At 72.7% G+C, this 11,606-nt stretch carries 11 protein-coding genes and 1 pseudogene; 1 reads left to right on the top strand and 11 read right to left on the bottom strand.

The window, feature by feature from the left end; all coding sequences use genetic code 11:
- Positions 1-64 precede the first annotated feature (64 nt).
- The 11 genes from VR45_RS16475 to nrdR all read right to left on the bottom strand — a co-directional run bounded on the left by VR45_RS16475 (position 65) and on the right by nrdR (position 10,710).
- Positions 65-1,276, bottom strand: a complete 1,212-nt coding sequence (locus VR45_RS16475) for a cytochrome P450 (protein WP_045940512.1) — start codon at positions 1,274-1,276, stop codon at positions 65-67.
- Positions 1,277-1,416: 140 nt separating this feature from the next.
- Complete coding sequence (locus VR45_RS16480) at positions 1,417-2,661, bottom strand: cytochrome P450 (protein ID WP_045940513.1); 1,245 nt, start codon at positions 2,659-2,661, stop codon at positions 1,417-1,419.
- Positions 2,658-3,323, bottom strand: coding sequence for an ATP/GTP-binding protein (locus tag VR45_RS16485; protein ID WP_045940514.1), 666 nt, complete (start codon positions 3,321-3,323; stop codon positions 2,658-2,660). Before VR45_RS16485 ends, VR45_RS16480 begins: the two co-directional genes overlap by 4 nt.
- The gene (locus VR45_RS16490) at positions 3,304-3,693 is read right to left on the bottom strand and encodes a DUF742 domain-containing protein (RefSeq protein ID WP_045940515.1); all 390 of its coding nucleotides are present in this window, start codon (positions 3,691-3,693) and stop codon (positions 3,304-3,306) included. Before VR45_RS16490 ends, VR45_RS16485 begins: the two co-directional genes overlap by 20 nt.
- On the bottom strand, positions 3,690-4,136 hold the full coding sequence (locus VR45_RS16495) for a roadblock/LC7 domain-containing protein (RefSeq protein ID WP_045940516.1): 447 nt from the start codon (positions 4,134-4,136) through the stop codon (positions 3,690-3,692). The genes VR45_RS16490 and VR45_RS16495 overlap by 4 nt, the downstream gene beginning before the upstream one ends.
- The gene (locus tag VR45_RS50565; protein WP_199925954.1) at positions 4,133-4,468 is read right to left on the bottom strand and encodes a hypothetical protein; all 336 of its coding nucleotides are present in this window, start codon (positions 4,466-4,468) and stop codon (positions 4,133-4,135) included. The genes VR45_RS16495 and VR45_RS50565 overlap by 4 nt, the downstream gene beginning before the upstream one ends.
- Positions 4,465-5,967: an ATP-binding protein gene (locus VR45_RS16505; protein ID WP_353612694.1), complete on the bottom strand. Its 1,503-nt coding sequence runs from the start codon at positions 5,965-5,967 to the stop codon at positions 4,465-4,467. The genes VR45_RS50565 and VR45_RS16505 overlap by 4 nt, the downstream gene beginning before the upstream one ends.
- Before the next feature lie 188 nt (positions 5,968-6,155).
- Positions 6,156-6,719 carry a Clp protease N-terminal domain-containing protein gene (locus tag VR45_RS16510; protein WP_045940517.1) on the bottom strand — a complete coding sequence of 188 codons (564 nt, stop codon included), beginning with the start codon at positions 6,717-6,719 and terminating at the stop codon, positions 6,156-6,158.
- Between the two features lie 3 nt (positions 6,720-6,722).
- The gene (locus tag VR45_RS16515) at positions 6,723-6,962 is read right to left on the bottom strand and encodes a DNA-directed RNA polymerase sigma-70 factor (RefSeq protein ID WP_045940518.1); all 240 of its coding nucleotides are present in this window, start codon (positions 6,960-6,962) and stop codon (positions 6,723-6,725) included.
- Between the two features lie 135 nt (positions 6,963-7,097).
- Positions 7,098-9,998, bottom strand: a complete 2,901-nt coding sequence (locus VR45_RS16520; RefSeq protein WP_045940519.1) for a vitamin B12-dependent ribonucleotide reductase — start codon at positions 9,996-9,998, stop codon at positions 7,098-7,100.
- Between the two features lie 214 nt (positions 9,999-10,212).
- On the bottom strand, positions 10,213-10,710 hold the full coding sequence (gene nrdR / locus VR45_RS16525) for a transcriptional regulator NrdR (RefSeq protein ID WP_030396649.1): 498 nt from the start codon (positions 10,708-10,710) through the stop codon (positions 10,213-10,215).
- A gap of 441 nt (positions 10,711-11,151) precedes the next feature.
- On the opposite strand from nrdR, the pseudogene VR45_RS16530 reads away from it, so the two are divergent.
- Positions 11,152-11,606 (top strand): annotated as a pseudogene (locus VR45_RS16530) (hypothetical protein); the annotation flags it as partial.

Here is an 11,606-nt window from a genome sequence, read left to right on the forward strand (position 1 = left end):
GCCCGCGACACTTTTTTCCGACCCGACCGCCCCGGCCACCCCGACCGCCCCGACCGCCCGGCCGTCAGAACAGCCGGACCGGCAGCTCCTTCAGCGCGTTCACCACCAGCGAGCCGCTCGGCCGCAGCTCCTCGTCCGGCACCGCCATCGACAGCCCCGGAAAGCGCTCGAACAGGGCCGGCAGCGCGATCCCCGCCTCCAACCGGGCCAGCGGCGAGCCCGGGCAGACGTGCGGGCCGTGCCCGAACGACAGGTGCCGAATCGGATCCCGGGTCACGTCGAACACCTCGGCCGTCACCCCGTGCTGCGCCGGGTCCCGGCCGATCGCGTTGTAGGAGACCAGCACCGGCTCCCCGGCCGGAATCACCGTGTCGCCCACCGCCACGTCCTCGGTGGTGAACCGGAACAGGAAGTTGCTGGTCGGCGGCGTCCAGCGGAGCGACTCCTCCACCACCGCGTCCCAGCCGACCTTGCCCGCCCGCACCAGCTCCAGCTGGTCCGGATGGGCCAGCAGCGCCCGCACCGCGTTGCCGATGAGGTTCACCGTGGTCTCGTGACCCGCCGCGATGATCACCCGAAGGGTGGCCGCCGCCTCCGCGTCGGTCAGCGCCCCGCCCTCGGCGTCGGCCTGCAGCAGCACGCTCGCCAGGTCCTCGCCGGGGACCGAACGGCGCTGCGCCACCACACCGTTGACGAAGGCGTTCAGCCCGGCGATGGTCGCCTGGATGCCCTCCGGGTTCGGGCGGGCGCCGAAGAACCGCTCGTAGAGGTCGCGCAGGAGCGCGTGCTCCGACTCCGGTACGCCGAGCAGCGAGCAGATCACCGTCATCGGCAGCGGGAACGCGAAGGCGGACTTCAGGTCCACCACCGGGTCCCCCGCCGCCAGGGTGTCCAGCAGGTCCCGGGTGATCGCCTCCACCCGCGGGCGCATCAGCTCCACCTGGCGCGGGGTGAACGCGTGCGCCACCAGCGCCCGCAGCCGCCGGTGCTCCGCGCCGTCGGTGGTCACCATGCTCGGGCCGGGCACCGCCAGACCGATCAACGGCCAGGTCTTCGGCACCTCGCCGCGCTGGAACGCCGCCCAGTGCCGGGCGTCCTTCACCAGCCGGGCATCGGTCAGCAGCTCACGGGCGGGCGCGTGCCGGGTCACGGCCCAGGCGGCGACGCCGCCGGGCAGCTCCACCGGCACCACCGGGCCGGCGGCGCGCAGCAGCGCGCCCTCGGCGGCGTTGTCGCGGGCCAGCGGATCGAGGACGAACGGGGCGGGGGCGGTCATCGGGTACAGCACTCCTTCGGTTCTGGTGAAGCGGTACAGCGACCCCGGCACCGCCGGGGCTCCGGGATCCGGGGCGGGGCTCCGGGATCCGGGGCGGGGCTCGGCCCGCACCTGCCGGGCTCGGCCCCCACCTGCCGGGCTCAGCCCGCGTATCCCGGGGCGAACGACACCGGCAGCGCCACCAGCCCCCGCACCCAGGCCGACGGCCGCCACACCAGCGCGTGCTCGGCCACCGCCAGCCGCAGGTCCGGCAGCCGGTCCAGCAGCACCTCGACCGCCGTCGTCGCGATCACCTCGGCCGCCTCCTGCGCCGGGAACGGGCAGCCGTGCTCGCCGTACGAGTAGCTCAGGTACGCCCGGTTGCCCTCGGCCGGCCGCCCGTCCGGCTGCCGCACCGACGGGTCCGCGTTGGCCCCCGCGAAGCCCAGCAGCAGCATGTCCCCGGCGGCGATCCGCTGCCCGCCCAGCTGGGTGTCCCTGGTCGCCCAGCGGCCCGCGAAGATCTGGGTCGGGGTGTCCTCCCAGAGCGCCTCGTTCAGCGCCTGGCTGATGCTCCGCCGCCCGCCCGACAGCGAGGCGGCGAACCGCTCGTCGGTGAGCATCAGCCGCAGCGCGTTGGACATCCAGTACGAGGTCGGCTGGTGACCGGCGATCAGCATCACCCGCAGGTCCCGCATGATCTCGTCGTGGTTGAGACCCGCCGGGTGCGCCAGCATCCGGGAGGCGACGTCGTCACCCGGGTTCGCCGCCTTCTCCTCGACCAGCTCCAGCATCACGGCGAGCAGCCGCTGCGCACCGGCCGGCGCGTCGGGGCCGCCGTCCAGCATGGTCAGCAGGCCCTCGATGAGCACCGGCGCCTGCTCCTCGCTCAGCCCGAGCACCCGGCAGAGCACCAGCAGCGGCAGCCGATGGGCGTACTCGGCGACCAGGTCCGCCTCGCCGCGCCCGGCGAAGTCGTCGATCAGCCGGTCCGCCAGCTCCTCGCAGTGCTTGCGCAGCTCGTACGGGTCGACGGCGGCCAGCGCGTCGGTCACCGCCCGCGAGCGCCGGACGTGCTCCTCGCCCTCGGCGTAGAGGATCGACGGCACCGGCGCCATCATCGGCTTGAGCGGCCAGTCCTCGGCGACGGTCGCCCAGCCGGTCCAGCGGGTGGAGTCGCGGCCGAACAGCTGCGGCTGGCCGGTGACCAGCTGGAGCTCGCGGTAGCCGATCACCAGCCAGGCCGGCACCCCGCCGGCCAGTTCGACCGGCGCGACCGGGCCGTGCCCGGCCCGCATCTCCCGGTAGACCTGGGAGGGGTCGGTCTGGAAGCGCGGCCCGTACAACGGGGTGGCGCCGGCGTGGGCCGGGCAGCCCGGCGGCGGGGTGGCGGCGGGCTCGGTCACGGGGTGCTCTCCTCAAGGACGGGGGCGGCAGCGGCGGCGGGGGTGCCCGCCGTCTCGGCCTCGACCCGCGCGGTCAGGTGGCGGACCAGCTCGATCAGCACCTGCTTGCCGGACTCCCGGTCCCGGGCGTCGCAGTCCAGCAACGGCACCTCGGGCGGCAGGTCGAGCGCCTCCCGGACCTGGTCCAGGGTGTGGGTCGGGTCGCCGAAGTTGTTGCGGGCGACGACGAAGGGCGTGCCGTGGTGCTCCAAGCGGTCGATGGCGTACCAGGAGTCCGCCAGCCGCCGGGTGTCGACCAGCACGACGGCCCCCAGGGCCCCGGAGAACAGCCGGTCCCAGAGGAACCAGAACCGCTCCTGCCCCGGCGCGCCGAACAGGTACAGCACCTGGCTCGCGGAGAGGGTGATCCGGCCGAAGTCGAAGGCGACCGTGGTGGAGCGCTTGCCCCAGGCGCCGGTGGGATCGTCGATCCCCTCCCCGGCCCTGGTCAGGGTCTCCTCGGTGTTCAGCGGACGGATCTCGCTGACCGCGCCGACCAGGGTGGTCTTGCCCACGCCGAAGCCGCCGACCACGACGATCTTCAGCGCGTTGTCGGCGGTGCGGCGCAGCGGTGTCCGCCCGCTCGGCCGAGGGTCCCGGCCCTCAGAGCTGTTGGAGTCCATGCAGTACCTGCTTCAGCGTGTCGAGATCGGGCAGCCGGGCCTTGTTGGGGGCGAACCGGGGGTGGCGGGCGGTGATCGAACCGCCCTCCAGCAGGTCGCCGAGGAGGATCTTCACCACCGACACCGGAAGCGCCAGCTCCGCGGCGACCTCCACCACGGCGGTCGGCGCCTCGCACATCCGCAGGATGCGCGCGTGCTCCGACTGCATGCCCGGCGCCGGCTCCCGCTCGGCGACGATCAGCGTGACCAGGTCGAACGCGTTCTCCGGGGCCCGGCTGCGGCCCCGGGTGATGGTGTACAGGCGGTCCGGGTCGTCGTCCCGGCCCGGCCGGACCGGCCGCCCGTCGGTGTTCCCCCCGCGCCCGCTCATGCCCGGGCGCTCCCGTCGGTCACCGGGCCGTCCGTCCCGACCACGCCCTCCCGGGCCGGTGCGCTGAGATGGACGCCGATCTGCTCGATCAGCCCGTGCATGTTGTGGCCGACCACCCCCACGTCGGCGTCCTCGTCGGTGACCACGGCGAGGTGGGCACCCTCACCGGCGGCCACGATGCACAGCACTCCGCCGTGGAACTCGGTCATCGACTGCCGCACACCGCCGGTGCCGTCGCCGAACTCGATCGACGCGCCGTGCGCCAGGCTCTGCAGACCGGAGGCGATGGCGGCGAGCTGGTCGGCCCGGTCGTTGCCGAGGCCGGAGGTGTGGCAGAGCTTGAGGCCGTCGGCGGAGAGCACCAGGGCGTGCCGGGTGCCGGGGGTGTTGGTCAGCAGGTTTTCCAGCAGCCAGTCGAGGTCGCGATCGGTGGCACTGCTCATCGGAAGTCCTTCTCGGTGACGGGGGAAGCGTCGGACGCGGGGTCCGCGGCGGACCGCGCGCCCGGGGTGTCCTGGACCGGTACGGCGCCCTCGGCCGGTGCGGGGGCACCGGCGGGCGCGGAGTTCTGGGTGCCGGCGGCGGGCTCGGCGTTCAGGGCGTCAGCGGCCGGCTCCCCGGCGGCGGCGGGCACGGCAGCGGCAGCGGCGGCGGGCAGGGCAGCGGCAGCGGGCAGTGCGGCCCGGCGGAAGGCGCCCAGCCTGGCGGCGGCAGTCGCCCCGTCGGGACGGGCGGGCCGCTCGGCGGGGGCCGCCGCCGGGGAGGCGGCGGTCATGGTCCGGCCGCGACGGCGCTGCGGCAGACCGCTGTCGGTGACGGCGGGCGCGACGGGCGCCGGGTCGGCCGGCGGACCGGCCACCGGGACGGCGGGCGCCACCGGCGCGGCGGGCACGGCGGGCGCCGGGCGGGCGGGGTGAGCGCGGGGCGCGGGCCCGTACCGACCGCCCGCTCGACCGCGCGCTCGACCGGCGCGGGCAGCGGGGTCGGCACCGTCGCGGGGTGCGTGACCAGCTGCTGCGGAATCAGCACCACCACCCCGGTGCCGCCGCGCGCCGACGGCCGGAAGGAGATCTGCAGCCCGTGCTTGCGGGCCAGCACGCCGACCACCGCGAGGCCGATCCGGGTGCCCGCCGACAGCGTGGTGAGGTCCAGCGACTCGGCGGAGACGGCCCGTTCAGCGCGTCGCAGCCAACTGTCGCTCAGGCCCAGGCCGCTGTCCTCGACGGTGACGACCAGGCCGGCCGGCACCTCCTCGACGTAGACGTGCACCTCGGCCGGCGGCGCGGAGAAGGTGGTGGCGTTGTCCAGCAGTTCGGCGAGCGCGTGCATCACGCCCTCGGCGGCGAACCCGGCCACCGCGGCCGTGCTCGCGTTGTGCAGCCTGACCCGCTGGTAGGCGCCGATCCGGCCGAGCGCGCCGCGCAGCACCGACTCCACCGGGATCGGCCGGCCCCAGCGACGGCCCGAGCGGGCGCCGGTCAGCACCGCGATGCTGTCGGCCATCCGGCCCGCCTGGGCGGTCGAGTGGTCCAGCCGCAGCAGGTCGCCGAGGACCTCCTCGTCGTGCCGGTGCTGCATCTCGCGCAGTTCCGCGTGCATGCTCGTGGCCAGGGCCTGCACCCGGCCGGCCGCGGTGGCGCAGACCGCCAGGGCGGCGGCCCGCAGGCGCTCGCCGCGGCCGACCTCCTCCGCCACGGCACGCAGCAGCGGGCGCTGGGGGTGGTCCCGGTACGGGGCCAGGGCGGCGTCCACGGTCGCTCCGCTCCGCAGCCGCTCCACGAGTACGGGCAGCACCTCGTCGGCGATCCGGTCCACGGCGGCCCGTTCGGCGCGCTCCGCCTGGGCCTGCGCCCGGGCCGCGGCCGCCTCCGCGCGGGCGGCGGCGGTCTCCTCCTCGGCCCTGGCGAGCGCGGCCCTGGCCTCGTCCCGCTCGGCCTCGGCGGCGGTGGCGCGCGCCTTGGCGGCGGTCTCGCTCTGCCTGGCCGCGCCGGCGACCACGAGGGCCGTCATCGACTCGCCCTCCCACCGGCCCAGTTCCAGCTCCAGCCGGCGGGACCGTTCGGTGGCGCTGCCGGCCTGCCGGACGGCGATCAGCCAGAGCACGGTGACCGCCGCCACGGCGGCCGCGGTGAGCGGGCGGTCGGCGTCGAAGGCCCGCATCACCCCGACCGGCCCGGCCACCGCCGCCAGCAGGGCGGCGGCCGCCACAACGGCCCTGGTACGCACGTCGGATCGACGGCTGGGCCCACCGTCGGGGCTGATGGTTTCTGTCATCGGTGCGGTGTCCTCGGCAGAAGTCGGGCGAATGCGCGACCGCCCGGCCGACGTCGTGGAACGTCTCCGGGCGGTGTTTCGGTTCACGCAGTCGGCCGATCATATCCATTCAGACGATGTGCTCAACCGGTAAGTTGACGGTCAGTCTCCTTCTGCCACGCTCCGTATACCACTCCATCTCCATCCCCTCACCCCATCGCCACCTCGACCGCACGTCGCACCTCCGCGAGGTCCAGCCCGTGATCGGCGACGACCCGCACCCCGAGCCCCTCCCCCTCGCGGAGCACCCCGAGCAGGAGATGGCCGACCGCGATGTGCCCGGACTTGAGCCGCAGCGACTCGCGCAGCGACAGTTCCACCGCCTTGCGCGCCCGCGCGGTGAACGGACTCCGTCCCACCCGCCCCTCGGACCGGAACCACCCGCGCCGCCGCGGTTCCGGCGCCGGCGGGGAGTCCAGCGCCCCCGCCCCGAACACGGACTCCACCGCCTCGCGCACCGCCTCCAGGTCCACCCCGATCGAGGCCAGCGCCTGCGCGTCGCCGCCGGTCCCGAGCAGCCGCTCGACGGCCCGCCGGGCCTCCGCATGGTCGAGCCCCGCCTCGATCAGCACCCGGGCCGCCGGGTCCGCCGTCTCGGTCAGGAGCGCCAGCAGCAGGTGCTCCGTCCCGACGTGCCCGTGCCCCAGCTCCGCCGACTCGCGCCCCGCCTGCCCGACCGCCCGCCGGGCCTCCTCGGTGAATCGCTCGAACATCGCTCAGTCCCCGTCCTTCCCGCTTCCATCGGCACCGCGCCGCGCGTACTTCTTGTGCACCGCCTGCCTGGTCACCCCGAGGCAGACCGCGATGTCCTGCCACGACCAGCCCTGGTCCCGCGCGCTGCGGACCTGCAGCGCCTCCAGCCGGTCCGCCAGATCCCGCAACGCCCGGACCGCCCGGAGCCCCACGGCCGGATCCCGACTGGCCGCCGCGGCGGCAAGTTCTCCGCTCTCGCTCATAGTGTCAACCTAGGTTGACGCCAGCCAAGTGTCAACCAGAGTTGACAGAAAAGCCGAAAAGGCGGGGCGAGGACAGTGATGTCCTCGCCCCGCCTTCACCAGCGGCTCACCTCACCCGCGAGGCGGCGGCTCCGCTCAGCTGCAGCCGCTGGTCGAGCCGCAGCCCTCGCAGAGGTAGCAGCTGCCCGCGCGGCGCATCTTGGTGCCGCAGGAGAAGCAGAGCGGCGCGTCGGCGTTCATGCCCAGCTGGATCTCCATCAGCTCGGTGGAGTTGTGGGCCTGGGCGGTGGCCTTGGGCGCCGGGGCGGCGACCGGGGCCGGAGCCGGGACGGCGGCCGGCTTCGCGGCCACCGGAACGACCGGGGCGGACTGGGCGAGGGTCTCGGTGTCCAGCTCCTCCTCCGCCTCCAGCGGCTCGTAGGAACCGGTCTCCAGGTGGCGCTGGCGCTCCTCGACCGAGTGGATGCCGAGCGCCGAGCGGGTCTCGAACGGCAGGAAGTCCAGCGCCAGGCGGCGGAAGATGTAGTCGACGATCGACTGCGCCATCCGCAGGTCCGGGTCGTCGGTCAGACCGGCCGGCTCGAAGCGCATGTTGGTGAACTTCGAGACGTAGGTCTCCAGCGGGACGCCGTACTGCAGGCCCACCGAGACGGCGATGGAGAAGGCGTCCATCATGCCCGCGAGGGTCGAGCCCTGCTTGGACATCTTCAGGAAGACCTCGCCGAGGCCGTCGTCCGGGTAGGAGTTGGCGGTCATGTAGCCCTCGGCGCCACCGACCGTGAAGGAGGTGGTGATGCCCGGGCGGCCCTTGGGCAGGCGCTTGCGGACCGGACGGTACTCGACGACCTTCTCGACCGGGGCCGGGGCCTCGGCGGTGGCCTTCTCCTCGTCCTTCTTCTTGGCCGAGAGCGGCTGGCCGACCTTCGAGTTTTCGCGGTAGATGGCGAGCGCCTTGACGCCCAGCTTCCACGCCTCGAAGTAGATCTCCTCGACGTCCTCGACGGTCGCGGAGACCGGCATGTTGACCGTCTTCGAGATGGCGCCCGAGATCCACGGCTGGATCGCGGCCATCATCCGGACGTGACCCATCGGGGAGATGGAACGCTCACCCATCGCGCAGTCGAACACCTCGTAGTGCTCGGTCCGCAGACCCGGCGCGTCCACCACGTTGCCGTGCTCGGCGATGTGGGCGACGACCGCCTCGATCTGCTCGTCCTGGTAGCCGAGGCGCTTGAGGGCGCGCGGGACGGTGCCGTTGACGATCTGCATCGAGCCGCCGCCGACGAGCTTCTTGAACTTGACCAGCGCGAGGTCGGGCTCCACGCCGGTGGTGTCGCAGTCCATCATCAGGCCGATGGTGCCGGTCGGGGCGAGCACCGAGGCCTGGGCGTTGCGGAAGCCGTTCTGCGCGCCGATCCGCAGGACCTCGTCCCAGGTCGCGGTGGCGGCGGTCCAGATCGGGGCGTCCAGCTCGTCGAAGGACACGCCGGCCTTCGAGGCGTCCGCGTGCTGCTTCATGACCCGCTGGTGCGGGGCCGCGTTGCGGGCGTAGCCGTCGTACGGGCCGACGACACCGGCGAGTTCGGCGCCGCGGCGGTAGGCGGTGCCGGTCATCAGGGAGGTGATGGCGCCGGCCAGGGCGCGGCCGCCCTCGCTGTCGTAGGCGTGGCCGGTGGCCATCAGCAGGGCGCCGAGGTTGGCGTAGCCGATGCCGAGCTGGCGGTAGGCGCGGGTGGTCTCGCCGATCTTCTCGGTGGGGAAGTCGGCGAAGCAGATGGAGATGTCCATCGCGGTGATGACCAGCTCGACGACCTTGGCGAAGCTCTCGGCGTCGAACGAGTCGTCGTCGCGGAGGAACTTCATCAGGTTGAGCGAGGCGAGGTTGCAGCTGGAGTTGTCCAGGTGCATGTACTCGGAGCAGGGGTTGGACGCGTTGATCCGGCCGGACTCCGGGCAGGTGTGCCACTGGTTGATGGTGGAGTCGTACTGGATGCCGGGGTCGGCGCAGGCCCAGGCGGCCTCGGCCATCTTGCGGAAGAGCTTCTTCGCGTCGACGGTCTCGATGACCTCGCCGGTCATCCGGGCGCGCAGGCCGAATTCGGTGCCGTTCTCGACGGCGGTCATGAATTCGTCGTTGACGCGGACGGAGTTGTTGGCGTTCTGGTACTGGACGGAGGCGATGTCGTCCCCGCCGAGGTCCATGTCGAAGCCCGCGTCGCGCAGGGCGCGGATCTTCTCCTCCTCCTTCACCTTGGTCTCGATGAAGGCCTCGACGTCCGGGTGGTCGACGTCCAGGACGACCATCTTGGCCGCGCGGCGGGTGGCGCCGCCGGACTTGATGGTGCCGGCGGAGGCGTCGGCGCCGCGCATGAAGGAGACCGGGCCGGAGGCGTTGCCGCCGGAGGAGAGCAGCTCCTTGGAGGACCGGATCCGGGAGAGGTTGAGGCCGGCGCCGGAGCCGCCCTTGAAGATCATGCCCTCTTCCTTGTACCAGTCGAGGATCGACTCCATGGAGTCGTCGACGGACAGGATGAAGCAGGCGGAGACCTGCTGGGGCTGCTTGGTGCCGACGTTGAACCACACCGGCGAGTTGAAGCTGAACACCTGGTGGAGGAGGGCGTGGGTCAGCTCGTGCTCGAACACCTCGGCGTCGTCCGGGGTGGCGAAGTAGCCGTTCTTCTCGCCGGCGGCGCGGTAGGTGAGCACCACGCGGTCGATGATCTGCTTGAGGCTCCACTCGCGCTGCGGGGTGCCGAGGGCGCCGCGGAAGTACTTGGAGGTGACGATGTTGACCGCGTTCACCGACCAGAAGTCGGGGAACTCGACACCGTGCTGCTCGAAGTTGATCGAGCCGTCACGCCAGTTGGTCATGACGACGTCGCGCCGCTCCCAGCGGACCTTGTCGTACGGGTGCACGCCAGGGGTGGTGTAGATGCGCTCGATCCGCAGGCCGCCCTTGGGGGCCTTGCCGGCACCCTTGCCCGCGGCCTTGTCGGACTTCGACCCGCGTGCGGAACCGCTCGTGGTGTCTGTCACTTCTGTTCCTCCTCCTGGTTGGGCAAACGCCCGAAGTGCCCCGTAAAGTCCGGGCACGGCTGGTTCGCTCTTCCGGTGTGCGGCAGGCAGGGATCCTCACCCACCGCGCACGTTTTGTCATGGTCTGTGCGCCGTTTTCGGGCACACGTCGGCCCCGGGGGACCGAAGGGGTTGCGCCGACCCCGGGAAGGGGCCGGTGGAGGGGCCGGGCCGGTTAGGGCGCGGCGGCGGCGACGGGCACGCAGGCGCCGTCGGCCTCGGTGGCGGGCTGCTCGGCGCGGAGTTCCGCGATGGCAGCCTCGAAGTCTTCCAGTCCGTCGTACGCCTGGTAGACGCTGGCGAAGCGCAGGAAGGCGACGACGTCGAGTTCCTTGAGCGGGCCGAGTATGGCAAGCCCGACGTCATGGGTGGTGAGCTCGGCGTTGCCGGTGGCCCGCACGCACTCCTCGACCCGCTGGCCGAGCTGGGCGAGGGCGTCCTCGGTGACCGGGCGGCCCTGGCAGGCCTTGCGGACTCCGGAGATGACCTTCTCCCGGGAGAACGGCTCGGTGACGCCGCTGCGCTTGATGACCATCAGGGCGGCCGTCTCCACCGTGGTGAATCGGCGACCGCAGTCCGGGCACTGCCGGCGGCGGCGGATGCAGCTGCCGTCCTCGGTGGTCCGGCTGTCGACGACGCGGCTGTCGGAGTGCCGGCAGAAGGGGCAGTGCACCTGAGGATCCCTCCTTGGCAGGACGTGCGGACTTGGTCGAGTCTATGCGATCCCGGGGCCCTGCGAGCAACCCGATCTTGAGGCCTCGACCACAAGTACTGGGCCACGGAGAGGACTGTAGCCACTACATCTAGGTTTCGGAGGGAAGGAGGGGCGCTGGCGTGTCGGCGCGGGCGATACCCTCGGAGCCGATTTTCGATCGAACATTTAATCGATGTACAACAAAGCCTTGATCGAGTCAGCCAACTCCCGAATAATTCACTCGAACGTGTGTTTGGCGCAACCTTTCGATACGAGGTGCGTTGGGCTGGAAAAAGGAGAGGACAGCCGTCGAGAGGGGCAGCCGTGAACGCCGTTGAAAGCAACACCATCCCGGTGCAGGAACACTCCCAGCTCAAGGTGGGGCAGCGCACCACGAATCAGCAGAGTGTGGACATCAGCATGGACCGCAGCGAGGATCATCGCCCCCTGGGCCCGGGCATTTCCGGGGTCGGGCGTGTTCCGGACCAGCCCATCGAACACTCCCCCGCCCTGGACGACGCCCACCCGGCGCCGACCCGTTCCGCGCCGGGCCGCCCGCCCGGGATCCGGACCGACGAGGCGGGCCTCACCGAGCGCCAGCGCCGGGTGATCGAGGTCATCCGGGACTCCGTGCAGCGTCGGGGCTACCCGCCGTCCATGCGCGAGATCGGCCAGGCCGTCGGCCTGTCCAGCACGTCCTCGGTGGCCCACCAGCTGATGGCCCTGGAGCGCAAGGGCTTTCTGCGGCGGGACCCGCACCGTCCGCGCGCCTACGAGGTCCGCGGCGTCGAGGTGGCCCGGCCGAACACCGCCGAGACCGCCGGCCGCCCGTCCACCTCGTACGTGCCGCTGGTCGGCCGGATCGCCGCCGGCGG

It is taken from the genome of Streptomyces sp. NRRL S-495 (genome assembly GCF_000966955.1).
GTDB classification, from domain to species: Bacteria; Actinomycetota; Actinomycetes; order Streptomycetales; family Streptomycetaceae; genus Kitasatospora; species Kitasatospora purpeofusca.